The sequence below is a fragment of the Rhizobium sp. 62_C5_N11_2 genome (genome assembly GCF_051811185.1).
GTDB classification, from domain to species: Bacteria; Pseudomonadota; Alphaproteobacteria; order Rhizobiales; family Rhizobiaceae; genus Rhizobium; species Rhizobium leguminosarum.
Genome location: NZ_JBPWPW010000001.1, coordinates 3,148,502 through 3,172,155 on the forward strand (window position 1 = coordinate 3,148,502; position 23,654 = coordinate 3,172,155).

Annotated in this window: 23 protein-coding genes; 9 read left to right on the forward strand and 14 right to left on the reverse strand. The window is 61.5% G+C overall.

The annotated features are described in order from the left end of the window. Positions 1-897 carry a transcriptional regulator GcvA gene (gene gcvA, locus AB8B31_RS15790; RefSeq protein WP_018446750.1) on the forward strand — a complete coding sequence of 299 codons (897 nt, stop codon included), beginning with the start codon at positions 1-3 and terminating at the stop codon, positions 895-897. An 88-nt stretch (positions 898-985) separates the two neighbouring features. On the opposite strand, the gene AB8B31_RS15795 is transcribed toward gcvA, so the two are convergent. Both AB8B31_RS15795 and AB8B31_RS15800 read right to left on the reverse strand, forming a co-directional pair. Next, positions 986-1,318: a hypothetical protein gene (locus AB8B31_RS15795; protein ID WP_018243137.1), complete on the reverse strand. Its 333-nt coding sequence runs from the start codon at positions 1,316-1,318 to the stop codon at positions 986-988. Between the two features lie 164 nt (positions 1,319-1,482). Further along, positions 1,483-1,641 (reverse strand): hypothetical protein, encoded by a 159-nt coding sequence (locus AB8B31_RS15800; protein WP_157213765.1) that lies wholly within the window; start codon positions 1,639-1,641, stop codon positions 1,483-1,485. A 43-nt stretch (positions 1,642-1,684) separates the two neighbouring features. On the opposite strand from AB8B31_RS15800, the gene puuD reads away from it, so the two are divergent. The 3 genes from puuD (at position 1,685) to AB8B31_RS15815 (ending at position 5,494) form a co-directional block, all read left to right on the forward strand. After that, positions 1,685-2,923, forward strand: a complete 1,239-nt coding sequence (puuD, locus tag AB8B31_RS15805) for a urate hydroxylase PuuD (RefSeq protein ID WP_018446752.1) — start codon at positions 1,685-1,687, stop codon at positions 2,921-2,923. Then, on the forward strand, positions 2,920-4,230 hold the full coding sequence (gene guaD / locus AB8B31_RS15810) for a guanine deaminase (protein WP_018446753.1): 1,311 nt from the start codon (positions 2,920-2,922) through the stop codon (positions 4,228-4,230). The genes puuD and guaD overlap by 4 nt, the downstream gene beginning before the upstream one ends. Positions 4,231-4,351: 121 nt before the next feature. After that, on the forward strand, positions 4,352-5,494 hold the full coding sequence (locus tag AB8B31_RS15815; RefSeq protein WP_026230721.1) for an alpha-hydroxy acid oxidase: 1,143 nt from the start codon (positions 4,352-4,354) through the stop codon (positions 5,492-5,494). A gap of 251 nt (positions 5,495-5,745) precedes the next feature. Here AB8B31_RS15815 and AB8B31_RS15820 read toward each other — a convergent pair whose 3' ends face one another. From AB8B31_RS15820 to AB8B31_RS15830, 3 genes are read right to left on the reverse strand one after another with little or no spacing between them, the layout of a single operon-like run. Further along, positions 5,746-6,186, reverse strand: a complete 441-nt coding sequence (locus tag AB8B31_RS15820; protein ID WP_018446756.1) for a hypothetical protein — start codon at positions 6,184-6,186, stop codon at positions 5,746-5,748. Further along, on the reverse strand, positions 6,183-7,511 hold the full coding sequence (locus AB8B31_RS15825) for a phosphatase PAP2/dual specificity phosphatase family protein (protein ID WP_028733349.1): 1,329 nt from the start codon (positions 7,509-7,511) through the stop codon (positions 6,183-6,185). Before AB8B31_RS15825 ends, AB8B31_RS15820 begins: the two co-directional genes overlap by 4 nt. Before the next feature lie 9 nt (positions 7,512-7,520). Continuing rightward, on the reverse strand, positions 7,521-9,305 hold the full coding sequence (locus AB8B31_RS15830; RefSeq protein WP_028733348.1) for a bifunctional alpha/beta hydrolase/class I SAM-dependent methyltransferase: 1,785 nt from the start codon (positions 9,303-9,305) through the stop codon (positions 7,521-7,523). A gap of 200 nt (positions 9,306-9,505) precedes the next feature. Here AB8B31_RS15830 and AB8B31_RS15835 point away from each other — a divergent pair, with 200 nt between their 5' ends. From AB8B31_RS15835 to AB8B31_RS15850, 4 genes are all read left to right on the forward strand, one after another. Next, on the forward strand, positions 9,506-10,117 hold the full coding sequence (locus AB8B31_RS15835; RefSeq protein WP_018446759.1) for a CDP-alcohol phosphatidyltransferase family protein: 612 nt from the start codon (positions 9,506-9,508) through the stop codon (positions 10,115-10,117). A 235-nt stretch (positions 10,118-10,352) separates the two neighbouring features. Beyond that, entirely contained in the window at positions 10,353-11,510 is a 1,158-nt protein-coding gene (locus AB8B31_RS15840) for a PspA/IM30 family protein (RefSeq protein ID WP_026230723.1), read from the forward strand. Positions 11,511-11,515: 5 nt separating this feature from the next. Next, positions 11,516-12,163, forward strand: coding sequence for an OB-fold-containig protein (locus tag AB8B31_RS15845; RefSeq protein ID WP_018446761.1), 648 nt, complete (start codon positions 11,516-11,518; stop codon positions 12,161-12,163). Then, positions 12,160-13,911, forward strand: coding sequence for a flotillin family protein (locus AB8B31_RS15850; RefSeq protein ID WP_028733347.1), 1,752 nt, complete (start codon positions 12,160-12,162; stop codon positions 13,909-13,911). The genes AB8B31_RS15845 and AB8B31_RS15850 overlap by 4 nt, the downstream gene beginning before the upstream one ends. 135 nt (positions 13,912-14,046) lie before the next feature. Here the strand turns inward: AB8B31_RS15850 and AB8B31_RS15855 are convergent, their stop codons facing one another. The 8 genes from AB8B31_RS15855 to AB8B31_RS15890 form a co-directional block, all read right to left on the reverse strand. After that, on the reverse strand, positions 14,047-14,787 hold the full coding sequence (locus tag AB8B31_RS15855) for a metallophosphoesterase family protein (RefSeq protein WP_028733346.1): 741 nt from the start codon (positions 14,785-14,787) through the stop codon (positions 14,047-14,049). 3 nt (positions 14,788-14,790) lie between these two features. Beyond that, positions 14,791-15,147 carry a hydroxyisourate hydrolase gene (gene uraH / locus AB8B31_RS15860; protein WP_003541961.1) on the reverse strand — a complete coding sequence of 119 codons (357 nt, stop codon included), beginning with the start codon at positions 15,145-15,147 and terminating at the stop codon, positions 14,791-14,793. Beyond that, positions 15,144-15,644, reverse strand: coding sequence for an ureidoglycolate lyase (locus AB8B31_RS15865; protein ID WP_032998469.1), 501 nt, complete (start codon positions 15,642-15,644; stop codon positions 15,144-15,146). The genes uraH and AB8B31_RS15865 overlap by 4 nt, the downstream gene beginning before the upstream one ends. A gap of 4 nt (positions 15,645-15,648) precedes the next feature. Further along, a complete protein-coding gene (locus AB8B31_RS15870) occupies positions 15,649-16,011 on the reverse strand; it encodes a HepT-like ribonuclease domain-containing protein (protein WP_018243152.1) in 363 nt (120 codons plus the stop codon). Beyond that, on the reverse strand, positions 16,008-16,508 hold the full coding sequence (gene uraD / locus AB8B31_RS15875) for a 2-oxo-4-hydroxy-4-carboxy-5-ureidoimidazoline decarboxylase (protein WP_028733344.1): 501 nt from the start codon (positions 16,506-16,508) through the stop codon (positions 16,008-16,010). The genes AB8B31_RS15870 and uraD overlap by 4 nt, the downstream gene beginning before the upstream one ends. Then, positions 16,508-17,431, reverse strand: a complete 924-nt coding sequence (gene puuE, locus AB8B31_RS15880) for an allantoinase PuuE (RefSeq protein WP_018446766.1) — start codon at positions 17,429-17,431, stop codon at positions 16,508-16,510. The genes uraD and puuE overlap by 1 nt, the downstream gene beginning before the upstream one ends. A 115-nt stretch (positions 17,432-17,546) precedes the next feature. Continuing rightward, complete coding sequence (locus AB8B31_RS15885) at positions 17,547-18,254, reverse strand: DUF1045 domain-containing protein (protein WP_028733343.1); 708 nt, start codon at positions 18,252-18,254, stop codon at positions 17,547-17,549. Between the two features lie 114 nt (positions 18,255-18,368). Then, positions 18,369-19,547 carry an NAD(P)/FAD-dependent oxidoreductase gene (locus AB8B31_RS15890; RefSeq protein ID WP_028733342.1) on the reverse strand — a complete coding sequence of 393 codons (1,179 nt, stop codon included), beginning with the start codon at positions 19,545-19,547 and terminating at the stop codon, positions 18,369-18,371. On the opposite strand from AB8B31_RS15890, the gene mnmD reads away from it, so the two are divergent. Further along, positions 19,546-20,289 (forward strand): tRNA (5-methylaminomethyl-2-thiouridine)(34)-methyltransferase MnmD, encoded by a 744-nt coding sequence (mnmD, locus tag AB8B31_RS15895; protein WP_028733341.1) that lies wholly within the window; start codon positions 19,546-19,548, stop codon positions 20,287-20,289. The genes AB8B31_RS15890 and mnmD overlap by 2 nt on opposite strands. Here the strand turns inward: mnmD and AB8B31_RS15900 are convergent. Next, the gene (locus AB8B31_RS15900; protein ID WP_028733340.1) at positions 20,283-23,642 is read right to left on the reverse strand and encodes a PAS domain-containing hybrid sensor histidine kinase/response regulator; all 3,360 of its coding nucleotides are present in this window, start codon (positions 23,640-23,642) and stop codon (positions 20,283-20,285) included. The genes mnmD and AB8B31_RS15900 overlap by 7 nt on opposite strands. Positions 23,643-23,654 lie beyond the last annotated feature (12 nt).

A 23,654-nucleotide genomic window follows, 5' to 3' on the forward strand; every position in this document is an offset into this window, starting at 1 on the left:
ATGAAACTCTCCAAACAATTCCCGCTGAATGCGCTGCGCGTCTTCGAGGCCGCTGCCCGGCTCGGAAGTTTCACCAAGGCGGGCAACGAGCTCGGCATGACGCAGACGGCCGTCAGCTACCAGATCAAGCTGCTGGAGGAGAATGTCGGCGAGCCGCTCTTCCTGCGCCGTCCCCGCCAGATCGCACTGACGGAGACCGGCGAGCGGCTGGCGCCGAAGGTAACCGAAGCCTTTGCCATGCTGCACGACGCGATGGCGACGGCCCGCGACAGCGTCGAAGGCACGCTCGCCATCAGTTCGACCCATACCTTCGCCTCGAAATGGCTGGCGCCGCGCCTCGGCTCTTTCCACTTGAAACATCCGGCGATCGCGGTGCGCTTTCAGGCGAGCTCTGATATCATCGACTTCGCCCGCGAGCAGATCGATGTCGGCATCCGCTGGGGCGACGGCAACTGGCCGGGGCTGACGCTGCACCGGCTGATGGGCCTGGAGTTCACCCCGATGCTGAGCCCAAAGCTGGCGGAGACGGCAGGAGGCATCAGCGAGCCGCGCGATCTCCTGAAGTTCGATCTCTTTGACGCCGGCGACATCTGGTGGAAACAATGGTTCGAGGCAGCCGGCGTCACCGAGACGGATCTCGATCGGCGCCCGCGCAACCAGCTTGGCTCCCAGGCGGTGGAAGCCGATGCGGCGATCGCCGGCCATGGCGTCGCCATTCTCCATCCGGCCTTCTATGCGGCCGAGATCGCGCTCGGCCGGCTCTACCAGCCCTTCGAACTGACCCGTAGCGACGGCAAGGCCTACTGGCTCGTCTACCCCGAAAACCGTCGCAACGTGCCCAAGATCAAGGCCTTCCGCAACTGGATCCTTGAGGAGATGAAGGCAGCCGGAAATTGATGCATGCCGCCTGAAACTGTACAGCGGTTTTCGGACAACGACATACCAGACCCGGTTGGTGAGCCGGGTCCGGTGCTGTGGTCCGCCTTCAATATCCCATTTCCGGCGCATAGAAACAGCGCGGCGTATCCTCGTTCGGGAACAGACAGAGATGATAGTCGTTATCGCCGGATTGCATTGCCTTCGTCATTGGCAGCAGGAAGACATGAGCATGCGTCACCAGCCGGTGGTCTCCCGGCATCAGCGTCACACGATATCCGCCTGGCGTCACCGCCACGCTTTTCGAAGGGATCATCTGGCAATCGCCATTATGACTGTCGCCGTTGCAACAATAGGGGTCATAACTCCACCCCGAAGGTGCGTCGTGAGCCGTCGCCAACGACGCATACGCAATCATCACACACGTCAGAATACTGCGCATGGGCATCTTCTCCGTCGATGAATGCGCCGCCGATGAGCTAACGGTTCTTATTTTATTCCGGCGGCCTGCAAAAATAACTGTAATCGAGTCGTCGCAGTTCCAGATCTGCTGAATTAGCAGATTCAGTATAAGGCTGAGATAATGCACAGCCTTCTCGGCAGCTTTTAGGCACGCGACAGCAGATCGGCGATCCGGCCGCTGTCGGCAGCTTCGGCAAAACCGCTCAAGATCTCGACGAGCGCGGTGATCATTCCATTGCTCCTTTGGCCGCGCCGGTCGTCGCGCGTGTGCAGTTCTTCAATCTCCTCTTCCCTCCCCGCCAAAATTTCCGCAATGTCACGAGTCGGAGGAAGATAGGGGAACTCGATGTATGAATATGCCATAGCATGGGAATGGCTCGCCTTCGCGGCACGCTGGTTCCATGTCATTACAGCGATCGCCTGGATCGGATCGTCCTTTTATTTTATCGCGCTCGATCTCGGACTGGTGAAACGCCCGCATCTGCCGCCCGGCGCCTATGGCGAGGAATGGCAGGTTCATGGCGGCGGCTTCTACCATATCCAGAAATATCTGGTGGCGCCCGCCCAGATGCCGGAGCATTTGACCTGGTTTAAATACGAAAGCTATTTCACCTGGATTTCCGGCTTCCTGATGCTCTGCATCGTCTATTATGGCGGCGCCGACCTCTTCCTCATCGACCGGCATGTGCTCGATATCAGCTCGCCCGTCGCCATCCTGATCTCGCTGGCGTCGCTTGCCCTCGGCTGGATCGTCTATGACCTGCTCTGCAAATCCCCGCTTGGGCGGAATACCTGGGGGCTGATGGCGGTGCTCTATGTCGTGCTCGTCTTCATGGCCTGGGGCTATACGCAGCTTTTCACCGGCCGCGCCGCCTTCCTGCATCTCGGCGCCTTCACCGCCACGATCATGTCGGCCAACGTCTTCATGATCATCATTCCGAACCAGAAGATCGTTGTCGCCGACCTTATCGCCGGGCGCACGCCCGACCCGAAATACGGGCAGGTCGCCAAGCAGCGTTCGCTGCATAACAACTACCTGACGCTGCCCGTCATCTTCTTCATGCTGTCGAACCATTATCCACTGGCCTTCGGAACGCAGTTCAACTGGTTGATCGCCGCCCTGGTCTTCCTGATGGGCGTCACCATCCGTCACTGGTTCAACACCACGCATGCCAGAAAGGGCCGGCCGACCTGGACGTGGATCGTCACCGTCATCCTCTTCATCCTGATCATGTGGCTTTCAACCGCGCCGAACCTGCTGACGGGTGAGACGGATGCGGCCGCGGTCGCGCCCGCCTTCCAGCAATTCGCCGGCGATCCGCATTTCCCCGCCGTCAAGCAGCTGGTCTCGACGCGCTGTTCCATGTGCCACGCGGCCGAGCCCGTCTATGAGGGCATCGTGCGGCCGCCGAAGGGCGTGCTGCTCGAAAATGACGCGGAAATCGCCGCCCATGCCCGCGAAATCTATATACAGGCGGGCCGCAGCCATGCCATGCCGCCCGGCAACATCACCGACATCACGCCGGATGAACGCAAGCTGCTCGTCGCCTGGTTCGAGAGCGCAGTCGAAGGCAAGACACAATGACGACGACACTCCTGCGCGGCCGCCTGCTTTCCTTCCATCGCGCGCCGCTAAGCCTTACCGACAGCCAAAGCTATCTCTACGAGGAGGATGGCGGCCTGCTGATCGAGAATGGGCTGATCGCGGCAGTCGGCCCCTATGCCGACATCAAGGCTAAAACAGGCGAGGACATGGTCGAGATCGACCACCGCCCGCATCTGATCATGCCCGGCTTCATCGACATGCACCTGCATTTTCCGCAAATGCAGGTGATCGCCTCCTATGCGGCCAACCTGCTCGAGTGGCTGAACACCTACACCTTTCCCGAGGAATGCCGTTTCGTCGAAAGTGCGCATGCTGAAAGGATCGCCACGCATTTCTATGACGAGTTGATCCGCCACGGCACGACGACGGCGGTCGCCTATTGCTCGGTGCACAAGACCTCGGCCGACGCCTTCTTTGCCGAGGCGCTGAGGCGCAATATGCGCATGGTCGGCGGCAAGGTGATGATGGATCGCAATGCCCCGCAGGGCCTGCTCGACACGCCCGAGATGGGCTATGATGAGACCCGCCAGGTGATAGCGGACTGGCACGGCAAGGGCCGTAACCATGTCGCCATCACTCCGCGCTTCGCCATCACCTCCACGCCGGCGCAGATGGAGGCGACATCAGCGCTTGCCCGCGAATTTCCCGACCTGCACATCCAGACGCATCTTTCGGAAAACCACGACGAGATCAAATTCGCCTGCGAGCTCTATCCCGACGCGCTCGACTATACCGACATCTACGCCCGCTACGGCCTGCTCGGGCCGAAAAGCCTCTTCGGCCACGCCATCCACCTGTCCGAGCGCGAAGCCGATGCCATGAGCGAGGCGGGTGCCGTCGCCGTCCACTGCCCGACCTCGAACCTCTTCCTCGGCTCAGGCCTGTTTCCGCTGAAGGCGCTGGCGCGGCGCGAAAAGCCGGTTCGCATCGGCGTGGCGACCGATATCGGCGGCGGTTCCAGCTATTCTATGCTGCGGACGATGGACGAGGCCTACAAGATCCAGCAGTTGCTCGGCGAACGGCTAAACCCGCTGGAAAGCTATTACCTGATGACCCGCGGCAATGCCGAGGCCCTGTCGCTGGCGGACCGGATCGGCACGCTGCAACCCGGCACCGAGGCCGATCTCGTCGTTCTCGATGCCGCGGCGACACCAGCCATGGCGCTGAAGATGGAAGTGGTGAAGACGCTGCCCGAGGAGCTTTTCCTGCTGCAGACGATGGGCGACGACCGGGCGATTGCCGAGACCTATGTGGCCGGCGTTGCGTTGAAGAAGGAGCTTCAATGACACGCCCTGTCACTCTTGAAATCGGACCGTGAAAGCTGCCTGGCACGGCCAATTTCCCGTAACGCTCCCATGAAATTCATGTTATGGCCGATAGCCGCATTCAGATGTGAAGGTTCAATTCATGGCCGCTCCGCTCACCATCGCTGACCTGAAAAAGCTCGCGCAGCGCCGTGTGCCGAAGATGTTTTTCGACTATGCGGATTCGGGCGCCTGGACGGAATCGACCTACGCGGCCAACGAGAGCGATTTCAGTCAGATCAAGCTGCGCCAGCGGGTGATGGTCGACATGACCGACCGCACGCTGGAAACGACGATGATCGGCCAGAAAGTGTCGATGCCGGTAGCCCTGGCGCCGACCGGACTCACCGGCATGCAGCATGCCGACGGCGAGATGCTGGCGGCGCGCGCCGCCGAGGAGTTCGGCGTTCCCTTCACGCTTTCGACGATGAGCATCTGCTCGATCGAGGACGTCGCGTCGGTGACGACGCGCCCTTTCTGGTTCCAGCTCTACGTGATGAGGGACAAGGATTTCGTCCTCAACCTCATCGACCGCGCCAAGGCCGCCGGATGCTCGGCGCTGGTGCTGACCGCCGATCTGCAGATCCTCGGCCAACGCCATAAAGACCTGCGCAACGGCCTGTCGGCGCCGCCGAAATTCACGCCGAAACATGTCTGGCAGATGGCGACCCGGCCCTTCTGGTGCCTGGATATGCTGCAGACCAAGCGCCGCACCTTCGGCAATATCGTCGGCCACGCGAAGAATGTCTCCAGCATCGCCTCGCTCTCCGCATGGACGCACGAGCAGTTCGACCCCCGGTTGTCCTGGGCGGATGTCGCCTGGATCAAGGAACAATGGGGCGGCCCGCTGATCATCAAGGGCATACTCGATCCGGAGGATGCGAAGGCGGCCGCCGACACCGGCGCCGATGCGATCGTCGTCTCCAATCACGGCGGCCGCCAGCTTGACGGCGCCCCCTCCTCGATCAGCATGCTGCCGAAGATCGTCGACGCCGTCGGTGACCGTATCGAGGTCCATCTCGACGGCGGCATCCGCTCCGGCCAGGACGTGCTGAAGGCCGTGGCGCTCGGCGCCAAGGGTACCTATATCGGCCGCCCCTTCCTTTACGGTCTCGGCGCCATGGGCAAGGAAGGCGTATCGCTGGCGCTCGGCATCATCCGCAAGGAGATGGACATCACCATGGCGCTCTGCGGCAGGCGCGACATCAATGACGTAAATTCGTCGATCATCGCAGGGCGGCAATGACCTGCTTGAGAAGCCATCTTGGGAGAGTCACCAATCCCGGAATCGCCGTCGCGATTGCTGAGTCATTGAGCACACGATTCTGAAGAGCATGCTGTCCGGGCGTCCGTTTCTGGTATTCCAACTCGAACGCCAGATAACCGCAAAGAGGCTCAAGGAGAGAAATCGGCACTGGCTGAACGTCCCTGATGGCGTGGGCAAGACCTGCCAGACGCGTGCCGGAGAGCACCCGCATCTATCGCCTGCCGTCGTATTCAGCAGAGCGGCTGCCCATCGGTCGCATCGAGCAGAAGGATCGCGAAAATCACGAGAGAGACGGCGAGCGCAAAACGCTGCCGCCAGACGATGCGGCGCGATCCGGCAATCCGCCTTTCGAGGTCAGGCGGTATCCCGTCAGGCTTGCGAAGCTGCATTCGGGACAACAGGTCGTCGACGGCGGCAAGACCGGCCGTCTCGGTCTCGTGGCTCGCCGCGAGGCGAAACAACAGCGCATCGAAGAGGAGATGGATCGCCAGCGCAAGAACAATCACGCAGAAAACGAGCATCAAAAGCCAGCCGAGCGGTGGAGCGAGGCCTCGATATCCCACGGTGACCGGGCCGACAATCAGTGGCAACAGCGCTGTCAGCCCGCAGAAGATTGAATTGCGGCCGAGATTTCGCGCAGCCGCCGAGGCCGTGGTATTCCACTGCGTCATTGCACGCCCTCCGCTATGGCATGGATACTTTCCGCCGGCAGATGAACGCGCCACCCCGCCCGTTCGATCAGCCGCAGTGCTTCGGCTGGATTTTCGCAACGTCGGCTGATGAGCAGCCAGCCCACGATAACGCAGGCGCTCCGCTGGAAACCTAGCGCACAGCAGACGAGGACCGGTCCCTGCTGGCGCGCATCCTCGACGAGGTTCGCTGCGGCGAGCGTCTGGATCTTGTCGAGGGCTGTAAGATCAAGGGTGGGAAAGCTGCACCAGCGCGCGCGTGTCCCGCCGGGGCGCAGAAGTTCTCCGGTAATGTCGATCACCATGGCAAAACGGTCGGTCTCGTGGCCACGTGGAAAACGACCGAGGTGGACGCCGTCAGCGATCACCACAGAAGCCGGCATTCTCCGGGTCCAGAGCCGAATGTTGATGAGAGCGCCGAACCGGTAGGGTGCCAATAGCCAGCGACTGGCAAGCGTGGCCCGGCCATCGACGCGTTTCTGGAATATCTGCGGACCGGCGCCGAAATATCCGACTGCGACGATCGCCAGCGCAACAGCCGGCCAGAGCAACAGAAGCGCTGCGGCCGATAGAGGCGTGCAGAGCGCTCCAAGGCCGAGAAATGCGACGGCACCGCACAGATAATAGATGCCGAGACGGCGCGACTTTGGATCGCCGCTCATCGTAAAGTTCGCGAGAGGCGACCCGGCATCGCGCGGAAAAAGCCAGACGGCAGACAGACCGAGCAGCATGCCGGTCGGTATGTCGATGACGTGATGCTGCCACGTGGTCAACACGGAGACACCGATCAGGAGGCACCAAAGGTGCCAAAGAAGCCGTGCCTTCCGCGGCAACCGGCCGCGCAGATGATCCCAGATCACCACCAGGAGTGCGATATGCAGCGACGGCGCCTGGTTGAACGGCTTATCGAAGCCGCCGAGGACGGCGAACATGAAACCGGGCAGGCCGCTCGTTGCCGGCCGCACGAAAGTCGCTTCGAGCGGAAACGCGACGAAGCAGGCGACGGCTACTATCTGGATCGTCAGATAACGTCGCGCGAGCATATCCACGTCGCGCGGCGTCGTGTTGATGAACAGGCAGAGTGCATAGAACAGATTGATCGACCAATATGGAATAATAGTCCATCCAAGGAACGGAATGGCGCTTTCCCATGCGAAGGCGACGTTCGGCACATGAGCGCGTTGCGATGCCAGCCAATTGGCGCCGCCATAGCTCAGATAGAAGAACGGTCCCAGGAAGACGAGCCAGAGCGCCGCCCGCTTCGGGACCGGTGCTGCCGCGGAAAAAGTAGAACGTGCCCTCTCCACGCTTTGCCCTCAGACTCTCTCGGCCAGCGAGACAGTGAAAATGCCCCATTGATCGATGCGCTGTTCGATCTTGCGGAAACCGGCTGCGGCGACCAGTTGGTCCATTTCCTCTTGCGTCCGCCGTCGCATCACCCACGCCTCGCCGCCGCGGTGGGAGGTCAGTGCGCGGGCGATCATCTCCAGTTGTGGATGCCATGGCTGGTTGGTGTAGACAAGCAGACCACCGGGCAGCATCGCGCGGGCGATCCCGTTGAGCGACGCGGCGATCATCGCATTGTCGGAAAACAGCTCGTAAAGGCCGGAGACGATCGCGAGATCCGGAGCCGGCGTGATTGCAGCCAGCCCCTCGCAGTCAAAGGCATCCTGCTGGCGGAAGCTGACGAAATCACTCAGTCCACGCGCCGCAATGCTCTTGCGGCCGGCATCGACGTTGATGGAGGAATAGTCCTGCAACCGCGCACTATCGGGACGCACGGCAGCCGTCTCGATCGCATCAAGGACATAACGGCCGTGCCCGGCCGCTATGTCGAGCATGTGGGTATTGCGGCCGACTGCTTTCAGGCGCTGCAGCGCGCGGTCGATCAGTTCCTGCAAGTGTAGCTTGCGCTGCCTGATGCCGCGCCAGCCAATCGCATCGAGGAACACCTTGTCGATCAATCGCCCGCCGGGACCGAGCCCGCGCGGCTTGTTCTCGTAGACGTAATCGAGGGTCGAGCCGGAATCAAAACCGGTCTTCACCCCTGTCTTTATGCCTTCAGACACCAAAGCACCGATCTTGATGTTGAGGCGGCCGAGCGCCCAGTAGATGCCACGTGGGGATGTGGCGTCCAGCGGGCTCGCGAGCCGGTCGGCCTCGTCCTTTGTATAGCCCTGGATATGGGCGGTGCAAAGGTTGGCAGCCGCCCGGGGCTCGGCGAAACGCGCGTCTATAAAACGGCGGACTTCGGCCAGGGCAATCGCGCGCTCCTTTTCGCCAAGCGTGTCATGGTAGAAGCCGGCAAGCACATGCCGTTCCTTGATCCGGCTGCCGAGGTTTTCGTAAAACCGGTGCTGCGGCGCGTGTCGCACCACCCAGTCGCTGCCAGAGATCAGCAATTGGGTCGGGACGGTGATGGCGCGGGCGTCGCCGACAACGCGGGCTGCCGCCTCATAGAGCTGCAACAGGATGTTGGAGGCAATTGGCCTAGATATCAATGGGTCGGATTCGTACGATGCGATGCGCTCGGGGTCATGCGTCAGGAACCTCGCCTTGACATAGGAATTGACGAAGAATGTCCCCTTAACCTTTTCCCAGAGCGCAATGCCTTCTTTGGCGAAAGGCACGTAGAGCTTGACGCTGAAGGCCGGTGAGGCAAGCACGAGCGCACGGATCGGCGGCGCATAGTCGTGCACCCAGGTGGCGGCGAGGACCGCACCGACGCTCTGCGCAATGACGGCGATGTCTTCGACAGCAGTACCGCTTGTCTCGCTGACATGGCGGACGAAACAATCGAGATCATGCGCCGAGGCAGCAAAGGATGGCGAATAGCCGCGCTCTCCCGGTGAACGTCCATGGCCGCGTGCGTCCCAGGCGTAGAAGGAAAAATCATCGAGGCCGAGCTCGGTGGCAAGATGAGTGACGCGGCCGCTATGCTCGTGGCCGCGATGGAGAAGAATGATTACGCCCTTCGGTGCAGCGCCCGTCGAAGGCCACGCCCGATAAAAGAGTCGAGTGCCATCATGCGATGCGAATTCGGATTCATGCATTGGTCTGGCCGTCGAGGACGGTTGCCCACTATCGGCAGTTTGCAGCACGGTCTTCTCCAATTCTGATTGGTGGGTGGGTTACAACCATTGGCGGGAACAGTGATTTGCCTGCATTGCAAAAGTCTAGTTGCAAATGTAAGTCCTTTACGAGAACCGATATGAAGTGTGGCTTTCCTCATAAGTACGATGATCTGCACCCGCGAGAGGCGGGGATAGTATTTCGATGCACGAAATTCCAATGAGGTAGCATGTCTGTCTATCAATTGAAGTCCCGATTTCAGAATATTCTTCGCCCTCTGGTGCGTTCCCTCGCGGCGCGAGGCGTCACCGCCAATCAGGTGACTTCAGTTGCCGCCGCCGTCTCGGTTGCATTGGGCTTTTTTCTGAGCGTCGCCCCGCTGCCGCATTGGTTCCTGCTGGTGCCAGTATGGTTTCTGCTGCGCATGGGACTCAACGCCATCGACGGCATGCTCGCGCGCGAACATGGGCAGAAGAGCATTTTAGGCGCGTATCTGAACGAGATCGGTGATGTCGTGTCGGATGTCGCCCTGTATTTGCCGTTTGCGCTCATCGATCCGAACGGCTTGGTGCCGGCGATGGCGGTCATATTCCTCTCGGCGCTGACGGAATTTACCGGCGTTCTGGGTCAAACGGTCGGGGCAAGCCGGCGTTACGACGGGCCGCTGGGCAAGAGCGACCGCGCGGTCCTTTTCGGCGCGCTCGGCATCTTTGTCGCCGTTGGTGGTACATTTGCAGCATGGACTTCGTGGCTCTGGGCGGTGGTGGCTCTACTTCTCATATGGACCACCATCAACCGTATCAGCGCCGGTATTCGCGAGGCGCATACGGCCGCCCGATAGGGAACGGAGCCGATCTGCTGCCGGTTCTTTCATCGGCACATGTGATCCGGAATTGTGTCGAGGCTTTTGCTGCCGGTCACGCGTTGGGCTTCAAGAGTCCGTGACTCTTTTCACAAGGCTGCTCACTGCCGCCAGCTCGCGACATCTCTCGATAATGGACACTGCCTCAGTCCTTCTAACCGCACGTTAAGCCTAGGTTGTATTTTCATCGTCACCCCTTGAAAGCACAAAAGCGGTGCTTTATGTTTTACCTATGGTTATCACAGGCAAGACACCACATCCATCGCTGCTGCGCTACACGCTGGCGCCTGACGACAACGCCCGGCAGGCGCTGGACGATACTATTGCCGCCTATCTCAGGATGATCGAAATCCTGACTGGCCTCGTCTCCGACAGGACGGGCGCCAATCTCGTCGTGCTGCATGACCTTGCCTATGAAACCGTCCGCGAGCAGACGGGCTTGCCGGCAAGGCTGGTCACGCTCGGCCTTCGCGATTTTGCCGCCAATCGCGGCGTCACCGCCGATCCGCCGCATCTGCCGCTCGATGACAAGCTCTTCGCCATCAAAGGCCCCTCGGACCTGACGATCGCCACGGTGCACGGACGTGTTGCCGTGCCCTTCGATGTCGCGGGTTATTCCAGGGGATGGGAGAGTATTTTTCCGGCCTACCTCGTTGCAGGCCAGGATCGCTACGAGATTCACATCGGCGTTACGCCGAATTCCGCTCGGATGGAGGAAAACATGACGAACGAAGGCATTCTCTCACGCATGGGCCGTCTGATCGCGGGCATCGCGAATGCGGCGATCGACAAGGCCGAAGGCGTAAACAAGATCGCCGTCATCGAACAGGCGATCCGCGAGATCGAGGCAGCGGCGGATGAGGCCCGCACCGATCTCGGCAAGGCGCGCGCGGAGGAATACCGCATCCAGAGCCGCAAGGACGAAATCGTCGACGACCTGAACGCGCTCGACCAAAAGATCCGCATCGCCGTCTCGTCAGAGCGGGATGACCTGGCAAAGGCCGGCGTTGCTCGCCAGATCGATCTCGAATCCCAGATCGCAGCGCTCGACAAGGCGCTGGCCGATGCCAGGGAACAGGTGGACGAAGGCCAGAAAGCCTTGCAGGCCGTCCTCGCCACGCGCCGCGAGGCGGACGCCCGCCTTGCCGATTTCAAGCGCAGCATCGCCCGGCATCCAGAACACGCCGCGACCGGCCACAGCCAGCCCGCACCGGGTGCAGATGCTGCCCGCGCTGCCGCGGCAGTCTCTCGGCTGACCGGGGTTCCTACTGGCGAGCATGCCCATAGTTCCGAATTGGACGAACTCGACCGGTTGCATCGCGAACAGGCGATCGAGGCACGCCTCGCCCGCTTCAAGGCGGATAACCGGTAACGCCGATGGCCCTTCTCTTCGCTCCCGAATGCGCTCCCTTTGCCATTGCCGCCGCCGTGCTTGCAGGTCTGACCGCGATCGAGATGCTTGCGATGGTCATGGGTTTTTCGATGACGGAATTTCTGGGAAAGCCGGAGGCTCATGGCCATGACGGCATCCTGGCATACCTGTCCTGGCTCAATCTCGGCGGTGTTCCCCTGCTGATTCTTCTGATGATGACACTCGGATTCTTCGCGATGACTGGGTTTGCCTTGCAGGCCGTCGCCAGCGCCCTCTGGGCGCCGCTGCCGAGCTTCATCGCCGTCATACCTGCCGCGCTCGCAACCATCCCTATGGTCAGGGCATCGAGCCGAACTGTGGCGCGGCTCGTACCGCACGACGAAACCTATGCCGTCGATCTCGACGCCTTCCTCGGCCGGACCGCCGAGGTGTCAATCGGCCCGCTCGATCAGGGACTGCCGGGCCGCGTCCGTGTCAAAGATCAGCACGGAAACTGGCATGTGCTTCGAGCCCGAGCCGCCAAGGGCGAGGGTCCGCTTGGGATCGGCGCTTCGGTTCTTCTCGTCGATCACAAGGCCAATGTGTTTATCGCCATTCCCGCGCCGGTCGACCCCACCGATGCGAACAATCAATCTTTCAGGGAGCAGCAATGATGTACGACGTTATTCTACCAGCCGGCATTGGGATTGTTCTGATCTTCGGCATCGGTTTTGTCCTCGCCTCTCTTTACACGCGCTCCAGCCGCGATGAGGCCTATGTGCGCACCGGTCTCGGCGGCCAGAAGGTCGTGCTCGACGGCGGTTCGGTCGTCCTTCCGATCTTCCATTCGACCGCGCGGGTCAACCTGAAGACGCTGCGGCTCGAGGTTCGCCGCGGCGAAGGCGATGCACTGATCACCAAAGACCGCATGCGCGTCGATATCGGCGCCGAGTTCTATGTGCGCGTCAAACCCGATGCCTCCTCGATTGCGCTTGCAGCGCAGACACTCGGCAATCGCACCAATGACGCCGAGGCCCTCCGCATCCTGATCGAGGCGAAATTCGTCGACGGTCTTCGCTCGGTGGCCGCGACGATGAATCTCGACGCGCTGCAGGAACAGCGCATGGATTTCGTCAAGGCCGTGCAGGAAGCTGTCGGCGCCGATCTCCAGTCGAACGGCCTCGAACTCGAATCCGTGTCGCTGACACGCCTCGACCAGACCGATATCAAGCATTTCAACGCCAACAACTTCTTCGACGCGCAGGGCCTGGCGGCATTGACCCGCATCACCGAGGGACGCAAGAAGGAGCGGAACGAGATCGTTCGCGACACCGAAGTCGCCATCGCCCAGAAGGATCTCGAGGCCCGCCAGCAATCGCTGACCATCGAGCGGACGAAGCGAGAGGCCGAACTCAGCCAGGAAAGAGACATCGCCAACAAATCCGCGGCGACACGCGCCGAAACCGCGCAGCAGGAGCAGGCCGCAAAACGCGCCGAGGAGGAAGCCCGCATCGCCTCCGAACAGGCGATCGCCGAACGCGAGGCATCCGCCAAGCAGGCTCGCGAAAGCGCCAACATCGACGCCGCCCGCGCCGTCCAGCAACGCGAAACCGAAGCCAAGCGTGACCTCCAGATCGTGGCGCAGGAGAGCGCGATCGCCGTTGCCAACAAAAGCCGTGAAGAATCCGAAGCGAAGGCGGCTGCGGAAACGGCCCGCGCCCTGGCGATCGCGGCAGAGGAAAAAGTCGGCACAGCCAAGGCGATCGAGATTGCCGAACGCGAAAAGCAGATTGCCGTGATTGATGCGCGCAAGAAGGCCGAGACGGAAGCAACCGCCGTCACCGTCGGCGCGGAGGCCGAAAAGCAGGCGGCAAGCGACCAGGCCGAGGCCATCAAGACGCTCGCAACCGCCGAGGCGGATGCGGCGATCATCAAGGCCAAGGGCATTCTCGAAACCGGCAAGGCCGCGGCCGAGAGCGAAGCATTGCTCAACGACGCTCGCAACAAGTTGAGCTCTGCTATCATCGAGTTCGAGATCACCCGCGAACGTATCCGCATCATTCCGCAGGCGCTCGCCGAGGCGGTCAAGCCGATCGAGAAGATCTCCGATATCAGGATATTCGATACCGGCGGCATGCTCGGCCGCGGAAACGGAGCGGCCGGCGGAAACGGCATCGGGCTCGGCGAAGGGCTGGCCAGCCAGCTCCTCTCCTATCAGGCGAATAAACCTATCCTCGACAAATTGCTGAAGGAAGCCGGCTTCGACGGCGACGATGCCATCTCATCACTTCTTGGAAATCTCGATGGCGCAAAACCGGCAAGACCGGCCGCCGCAGCCCCGGCAAAGCCGGCAACACCGGCCCCAGCCCCGACACAAACGATCATCCCTCCGGCCCCGAAGCCGGCACCAAAGAAGGACTGATCACTGCGCAAGCGGGTCTGGACTACAAAAGGATGATTTTAGGCCGGTTCGGCCTAAAATCTGAATCCTGTTCTAAATTAAATACTTAGAGCATGATGTTGCCCGAAAACCGCACATACTTTTCGGCATCATGCTCTATCTCACCCAACCCGTTGCCAGCGCGCCTGCCCAGTCGGCACGGCCCCTTTCGGCGGCCAGTGCCGACATCGCCATATGGTCGTAGGCGACGGTTCGGAACTGCCATATCCATCCGGCCGCCGTCTTTTCCAGAATGGCGTAGCTCGCCAGCGGATGGCCGACTTCCACCTTGTGGTAATAGGGCAGCTCGTCGTCATAGGCCGCGCAGCCGACGCTGCCGGGGTTGACGATGAGACGGCCGTCGGAAAGCCTGATAGCGCGGGGGATGTGGCTGTGGCCGCAAAGGATCAGCGGCAGGTCGATGCCGTCGGCCAGCGCCTCGATTGCCTCGATCGGCTTCAGGAAGACGAAACCCTCCGGCGAAACGGATTCCAGCCAGTAGAGATTGTCGTCCTTCGGCGTCGCATGGCAGAGATAGACCTCATCGCGATAGACGGTATCGAATGGAAGACTACGGATCCAATCGAGATGGGCTGGCGACAATTGGTGATAAGCGGCGGCATCCGAAACATGCAGCGCCGCCGGATCCTGTTCGATCAGGTAGCGGTCGTGATTGCCGCGGATCGAGGTCAGGCCGAGCGGCATCAGCAAGTCTGCCGTCTTGCCGGCTTCGAGCGGGCCGCTAAAGAAATCGCCGAGATTGACGATCTCCTCGATCCCCTGTGCACGAATATCCGCAAGCACCGCCTCGAGCGCCAGATGGTTTCCGTGGATATCGGCAATTGCCGCAAACCGCATTTTTTAGCTCCCTCGATAGGTAGAATAGCCATAGGGCGAAATCAGCAGCGGCACATGGTAATGCGCCGTGACGTCGGCAATGCCGAAGCGGATCGGCACGAGATCGAGGAAGGCCGGATGCGGCAGCGGCGTGCCGCTCGCCCTCAGATAATCGCCGGCGTGGAAGACCAGCTCATAGGTACCGGCTCGAAAATTTTCGCCAATGAGGATTGGGCCGCCATCAACCCGGCCGTCGGCATTGGTCTCGACCGTCTTCAGATGCCTGCGGATCTCGCCGTCGAGCTGGAAAAGATCGATCCTCAGGCCCTCGGCCGGCTTGCCGAGGGCGGTGTCGAGAACATGCGTGGTCAGTCCGGTCATGGGGCTGGCTCTTTGATGATAAAAGGGGTTTCGAAGAAGAATTCTTCCAGATTGTTGCCTGGCCCGTCGCGGTCGACGACCAGGAAGTCTGAGGCTTGGTCGAGCGCCATCAGCGGATGATGCCAGACATTGCGGCGGTAGTTTACGCCCTGGTCGCCGCGCGCCAGAAACACCTGCGGCCTGCCCGGGCGGCCGTTCTCGTCCTCGGAGACGATGACGAGAAAAGGACGGCCCGAGACCGGCGAGAAACTCTGGCTGCCGAGGGGGTGGCGCTCCATCATCCCGACGTCATAGGGGAAGCTGCGCGGCTGTCCGCGAAAGAGGTTGATGATGACGCTTGCGCCCTCGCCCGTCGCATCAGCGGTGGCCAGCGCATGAAAACGCTCCGTCGTGCCGCCATTGATGAACCGCATCGAGGCCGGATCGGCCTCAATCACCTCGCCGAAGGGAGCGAAGGCGGATTTGGTGAGCGGGCGGATCTCGAGAAATTCGGACATGGCTTCATTCGCCTTGGGCATGCCAGTAACGGACAGCATCGATCGCGGAAAGAAGCTCCGGCAGCGTGCGATAGGTCGCCTCCCATATGTTCGACGGACTGAGATCGAAGACTTCCTCGAGGATACGGTTACCCATGCCACAGATTCTCGTCCATGGCAGATCGGGATGCTCAGTCGCAAATTCCGGATGGTTGACGAGCAGTCGGGACGCCGCCGCACCGATGGTGAAGTGGCAGAAGGCAACAGCCTTGAAGGTGAGCTTGTCCCCGGCGAACGCCGCCTCATCCATTCCGCCGACGAAAGACAGCGCTTCGGATGCCGCCTCATACATTTCATTGAGATAGTCGATGGCGCGCCGCTCTTTCATTCAGCCTCCGGCAGCATCGATGTCAGCCGCAGCAGCGCGATCCGTTCGACCTGCGCCGTCGCGGTCACAAATTCCTCATGCCGATCATTGCCGATCCGTGTTTCGAACGCCGACAGGATATCGTCCTTGCCGAGACCCTTGACGGCGATGATGAAGGGAAAGCCGAATTTTCCGACATAGGTCGAATTGAGTTCGGTGAAGCGGGCATGCTCGGCTGGGCTCAAGCGATCGAGACCGGCGCCGGCCTGCTCCTTCCGGCTGTCCTCGGTGAGTTCGCCCGATATCGCGAGGCGCCCGGCAAGGTCAGGATGGGCGTTGAGCACGCCGAGACGCTCCTGCGGGCTTGCCGCCCGGAACGCGGCGGTTAGCGTCGCATGCACGCCGGCCGCCGTCAGCGGCTCCGTCACGGGGCCGGCGTCATAGGCGCGCTCGGCGATGAAAGGCGAATGTTCAAAGACGCCGCCGAAGCGGGAGACGAAATCCTCGCGCGACACCATCAAAGCGCTTCCGGCTGATGGTGCTTGTGCCAGTGCTCGGCAATCTCGATGCGGCGTGGAATCCAGACATTGTCGTGCTTCAGCACATATTCGATGAAGCGCTTCAGCGCCGCTGCCCGGCCGGGACGTCCGACGAGGCGGCAATGCAGGCCGACTGACATCATCTTCGGGCTGCCCGCCTTGCCTTCCTCATAAAGCGTATCAAAGGCATCCTTCAGATAGGTGAAGAACTGATCGCCGGCATTGAAGCCCTGCGGCGTCGCAAATCGCATATCATTGGTTTCAAGCGTATACGGAATGATCAGGAAGGGTTTCCCGTCGACGCCCTTCACCCAGTAAGGCAGGTCGTCGGCGTAGGAATCGGAGGAATAAAGGAAACCGCCCTCCTCCTGCACCAGCCGAAGCGTGTTGTCGGAAGGCTTGCCCTGATACATGCCGTAGGGCCGCTCGCCGGTGAGTTCGGTGTGCAGTCGCACGGCTTCGAGGATATGCTTGCGCTCCAGATCTTCTGGAAAATCCTTATATTCCAGCCAACGGTAGCCGTGGCTGGCGATCTCCCAGCCTGCCTCCTTCATCGCAGCGACGGCCTCGGGGTTGCGGGCCATCGCCAGCGTCACGCCGTAAACGGTCGCCTGCACCTTGAGATCGGTGAACATGCGCCAGAGCCGCCAGAAGCCGGCACGCGAACCATATTCATAGATCGATTCCATGTTGAGGTTGCGCTGCCCTGGCCAGGCGGCCGCGCCGACGATCTCCGACAGCAGGTTTTCCGAAGCCGGATCGCCGTCGAGGATCGAGCTTTCGCCGCCCTCCTCGTAGTTGATGACGAACTGCACGGCGACGCGTGCCTCGTCCGGCCATTTCGGATCAGGCGTCAGACGCCCGTAACCAACGAGATTGCGCGGATAAGTCTCGGATACCATCAAATCACCTTCTGAAAAGACGGGGAACGGTAGCATCCGCAGCCGGAATGTCGAGACGGAAACTGCTCGGCCGGATTTTGCCTTTACGGCACAAGCCTTTAGCTCATCAGCAGGTTCAAGCGATTTTGCGCGCGCTGACCTTGCCCATCGGATGCAGCGAATGAACGCGGAAAGGACCGCCCGTGCCCTCCTCTATCATCAGCGCCACGTTCGAAACCATGACAGGCTCGCTCAGGACAGGCTCGAAGATCGTGCGCAACACCGGCTCGATGCGCGGCATGTCGATCGCGTTGACGGGACCCGTCACCGGCATATGAAAGCGGAACTCCTCCATCACGTAAGGGTTACCCCAGCGATGCAGATTGGCAAATTGCGTCGCCGATAGCCCGTCCGGATCGCTGCGTTCGATCTCGGCCTCGCTGAGCGGCGCGCGGAAACGATCGAATTCCTGCACGATCGCCGAAGCGAGATACTGGATCTGCTCGCAGGGAGTGCTCGGCAGCAGGCTGTAGAAATTGCCGAGCCGGGCGACTTCGATACGCGGAATCTGGAAGGGAACGAAGGTCTCGGAAAAACGCATCAGATCGCGCAGGAGTTGCGATTCGGGCATGTCGCGGGACAAGTGGAACGGCGCCTTCAAAACGCCGTGAAATCCGTAGCGCCGCGGCACCGCGGTATGGAAGGCGATCTCGTGAATGCCGAGGCCACGGACTGCCGGAGGCTCCATCATATCGCCCGAAAACACGTTTCGGCCAAGCCAATTGGCGGCCACGAGCGACAACGGGTCGCTCGCCGGAGGCGTGAAGCAAATGGCATAGCGCATGCAATTTCCTCCATCAAGGAAGTGAGCGCCGGTGAGATCCGGCGCTGTCGATGCGCAAGCAGATAGGTGATTTCCATGACAGAATAACGAAACGCAGCGCCGCCTAATTCACGTTTAACGTGAAGCCGTCGCAATATGGCTTGAAATTGCGAAGCTTTCCGGCAGCAGAAATCCGCAGTCTGTATCGCTTGCGATACATATCGCCGCCTCAGCCAGCCGGTGGGCGAGGCCGAAGCTGACCTTGAAGCCGCCGGTCAGCGCGATCAGGCGCCGGTGATCGGGATGGCGGCCGATCATTGGATCCCGGTCGATCGCCTTCGGACGAAGCCCGGCCCAGCGCTCGACAACGGGAGCGTCGCGAAGCGTCGGCACGATGCCGCGCGCCGCCTCGATCAGCACGTTGAGCTGGGCGTCGGTCGAGGTGGGATCGTCAAAACGGTTCTCGCTGGTGCTGCCGATTGCCACGTGCCCGCCCTCATGCGCGATGACATAGAGCCCGTCGAGAAAGATCGTCGGCAGCGCCGGGTCAATATCGGCTTTCAACAGTGCTGCCTGTCCCTTGACCGGCTGGCCGAGCGGTTGTTTCAGCCCCGGCGTCAGTTCTTGCAGCAATGGAAAGGAGCGATGGCCGGCGGCCACGATGCAGTGACTGAAAGCGATCGTTTCACCGTTGATCTCGGTCGTGCCGCGATCAGGATCGAGGCCGGCAACCGTCGTATGCTCCAGGATACGAACATGTTTTGCCCGCCGCAGGAAGGCGATAAGCGCTGCGATTAGCAAGCGGGGCGCAACGCGGGCGGCGAGCGTGTCGTGCACGAAGCCGCTCTCGCCGGCGGACGCCTCGATCCAGCCGTTGACCGGTGGCCTGTCGAGCACATGCCAATGGAAGCGGCGCTCGCCCGCCCGCCAATGCTGTTCAGCGTCCTCGAAATGGCCGCGCGCTATTTTTTTGAGATGCGGCTTCGGCAGCGGGATCAGCCGTCCGGACCTGTTATACCCGGCGGAAAGCCCGGTCTCGGCTTCGAGCGCTGTGATTTCGGCTTCGAGCGAGACCAGTGCATCGAACTGGAACTGCTTCTTCTCCGACCATCGGTCCGGCATATGCGGCATCAGCGCGCCGAGCAGGCCGCCGCTTGCACCTTCGCCCAACCTGCCGGCGTCAGCAACAAGAGTACGGATGCCCCGGCGCTCGGCATGGACGGCCGCCCAGAGCCCCATGATGCCGCCGCCGACGATCAGCAATTCTGAGGATGATTGACCTGAGACCGGCTGAGGACTATCGGCTTTTTCCATGAGAGACGTGAACCCCGATCAGATTGGCGCGGGCGCGCCGCAGCCGCTCGAATGGCGCGACGGCGATATGCCCTATTCCACCGCCTTTGGCGATCATTTTTATTGCCAGACCGATGGGCGGCTGGAATGCGGCCACGTTTTTCTCGCCGGCAACGGCCTGCCGGAGCGCTGGAACGGGCGGCAGAGATTCCGGATCGGAGAACTCGGCTTCGGCACCGGCCTGAACTTCGCCGAAACCTGGCGGCAATGGAAGCTCCACCGTGCCGACGGCCAGCACCTGCGTTTCACCTCCTTCGAACTCCACCCGATGCGCGGCGAAGAAATCGGCCGGGCGCTGTCGCACTGGCCGGAGATCGATGCCGAACGCGAGGCGCTGATGGCGGCGTGGCCGCAAGCGCCTGGTGGAATCGTTGAGCTCGATCTCGATGCCCAGACGACGCTCAAGGTCGTATGCGGCTATGCCTTGGACGGCGTCGCGGCAGCCGAAGACGACTTCGACGCCTGGTATCTCGACGGCTTCGCCCCGTCGCGCAACAGCGATATGTGGTCGGAGGAACTGATGCGGCTCGTCTGCGAGAAAAGCGCAGCCGGCGGCACTTTCGCCACCTATGCGGCGGCCGGCTTCGTGCGCCGCAATCTCATCGCCGCGGGTTTTGCCGTCGAGCGCCGTAAGGGCTTCGCCGGCAAGCGCGAAATGCTCTGTGGCATCAAGGCATCCCCCAGTCAGCGCGCAGATCAGTAGCTGGTGCGCTCCGGCTGCTGCTCGCTCGTTCCGAGCCACTGGCGGATTTTTTCCTCGAGCAGCTCGGGACTGATCGGCTTCGACATGTAGTCGTCCATGCCGGCATCGAGGCAGAGCTCGCGGTCGCTTTCGAGCGCATGGGCGGTGACGCCGATGATCGGCACCCGGTGCCCCTGCCCGTTTTCGCGCGCGCGGATCGTCTGGGTCGCCTGATGGCCGTTCATGACGGGCATTGAGACGTCCATCATGATAATGCGCGGCGTATACCGCTCCCAGGCGGCGACCGCCTCCTCGCCATTGTCGACGACGAGGAAGGAAAGACCCGTGCCTTGCAGGATCTGTGTGAAGACGATCTGGTTGACCTCATTGTCCTCGGCGACGAGCACGTCGACGAATTCAGCGGTTCGCTTCTGCGGCGCAGGCGCGGGCGCCTGCACGGCCACTTCCGTCTGCAGCCGGGCAATCTCGGCCTCGGATGCCTGCTTGACGCGGCTGGCGCGCACCACCTCGACGACCGTGTTGCGCAGCACGTTGGCGCGCGCCGGCTTCATCAGATGCGCGTGGCCGTTCAGCGCCGCGAATTCCTTTTCCGTGCCGGAAATATCCATCGACGTCAGGAAGATGATCGGCAGTTCGACGAAGCGGGGATCGGCTCGTAGCCTGCGCGCGACATCGGCGCCGTTCATATCGGGCATGTGATAATCGAGCACGACGGCATCGACTGTGACGCCGAGATTGGCCGCCGCCTCCAGAATCGCAAGACCGGTACCGCCGCCTTCGGCGGCCACGCCGTCGAAGCCCCAAAGGGACAGCTGTTCGGTCAGGATTCGCCGGTTCACCTCATTGTCGTCGACGACGAGGATGCGCGCACCCTGCACGTTGATCGGCAACGGCTTCGGCTCAAGGCGGGCGGCCGCAACCGCAAACGGCAGGTTGACGGTGAAGACCGAACCCTTGCCCCATTCGCTCTCGACACTGAGATAACCGCCGAAGAGGTCGACGAGCCCGGCGGTGATCGCAAGACCGAGGCCTGTACCCTCATGCCGCCGGGTCGATGAGGCATCCACCTGCGAGAACTTGTCGAAGACCGATTCGAGCTTCTCCGGCGGAATGCCGATACCAGTATCCTCGATGCGGATGCTCGCCATGATCTCGCCGCCTGCTGCCGGCTGGAAGCCGACATCGACAAAGACATGGCCGCGCTCGGTGAACTTGACAGCGTTGCCGACGAGATTGGTGACGATCTGGCGGAAGCGCCCGGCGTCGCCAATGACCGCAGCGGGCAAATCGGGAGCGGCTCGCACCAGGAGCTCGATGTTCTTCTCGGCGGCGTGCGAGGACAAGAGTGTCGCTACGTCCTCCACCGCTTCGGTGATATCGAAGGCGGCTTTGCGCAGTTTCATCTGCCCGGCATCGATCTTCGAGAAGTCGAGGATATCGTTGATGATCGTCAGCAGCGCATTGCCCGACTTGACGATGATATCGACGAAGGTCTTCTGGCGCGTATCGAGATTGGTCTTGGCAAGCAGTTCCGCCATCCCAAGCACGCCGTTCATCGGTGTGCGAATCTCGTGGCTCATATTGGCGAGGAATTCGGATTTGGCGCGGTCGGCTGCTTCGGCGCGCGACAGCAGCTGGCGCAGTTCCTCTTCGCGGCTCTTGAGTTCGGTGACATCGGTAAAAAGCGCCACCCAATGCTGTCCCCGGCTGACCGTTGCATCCATGTTCACCCAGCGCTCGCCGCCGACATGGAAGGCAGTGGAGATGGGCAACCTCGCCGCGATATTGTCGCGCCAACCCTGCAGAATCTCGGCCGCGTCCTCGTGGAAGTCGCCACGCGCAGCGCAGAACTCGAACATGCCGAGCCAACCTTGCCCGGTCTCGATATAGGTGGCGGGAATCTCCAGGATATGAGCCAGCGCCTCATTAGACATCTTGATAATGCCGTCCTGGACGATGGCGAGGCCCTGCGGCATGGCGTGTGTCGCGTCGCGCATCATCTCGCCGAGATGCTCCAGCGCGGCACGGGCCTCGTGGACCTCATTTTCCCGCTCACGCACTGCCGTGATGTCGGCATAGGTCAGCAGGATCCGGTCGTTTGAGATACGGCGGCTGTCGAAAATGACGGATTTGCCACCCGCCCAGCCGAGCTCGATCGGCTCGGGCTCCTCGGTTTCGAACAGGTGCTTGCGGAAAGCGTAGATCTCCTCGGGCGTCTGTGTGCCGTCGTAGCGACCGAGCTCATAATTGCGGCGGATGACATCGATGAAGGGGCGGCCGTCGAAGGGATCGTCGAGCGGCAACTCCCAGATGCTGTAGAACTCGTCGTTGACGGAGAGGATCCGGTGGTCGTTATCGAGGATCAGCACGCCGATCGGAAGCGAGCGTAGGATATTCTCGATATCCCGGTGCAGCACCTCTTCCTGCTTCTGCGCCTCGATCAGCGCCTTCTCTCGTTCCTTGAGTGGCGAGATGTCTGAAAAGGAGCCGACGACATAGGGCCGACCATCCGCTGTCACAACGCGGTTGACGCGCGAGAGGACGGAATAGATATGGCCGTCCTTGCTCGGCAGCAGGCTTTCGATCTCCTTCGACTTGCCTCCCTCCAACGCCAGCAGGTTTTCCTGGTAGATCGCCTCGCCGCCTTCCGGACCGAACATTTCGTGTTCGGTCATCCCAAGGACCCGAGAACGGCTATGGCCGCTGAAGGTTTCGTAATATTGATTGGCATAGACGAGGCGATGCTTCTCGTCGCGCACGAAGGCCGCGACCGGGAGGTCCTCCAGGATGGTACGCAGCAGGTCGAGCTCGTTGACGCTCTCATGCCAGGCCGTGTCGCTGACAGCCGCAGGCTTTGCGTCGTTGCGATAGGCGGCGTTGACGACCAGCGGCCGGCCATCCTCGGCAAATATGCCAATCGGATGGTCGAGCTGTTCCAGTGCCTCGCGCACGCGGGCGAAATCGGCGGCGTCGTCGCTATCGTCGGCGGCGCGGCGCGGCGCGGCGCGCACTTCGAAAATGCCGAGCACGTAAGCCCGGTCCAGCGATGGCGAAAAGCTTTCTATCTGGATGCGTTCATGGCTGAGGCCCGCCGCATCGAAGCAGATTGCGTTTTCCTCAGTGCCGAATACCAGCGCGCGGCGCTCCTTGTCCTCACGATCCTCTTCCTCGGGACGGTCGAGAAGCTCGCGGCTGCGCCTGCCGATGAAATCGGAGATTTCGCGACCCAGAAAACGGGCATAGGCCTCGTTGACGGCGACATAGCGTAACTCGCTGTTCTTGACATAGGCCGGGGTATCCAGATCAGCGATCCGGCGACAAGCCAACTCCAAAAGTTCCCCGGCTGATTTCAAAAAATATCGCTC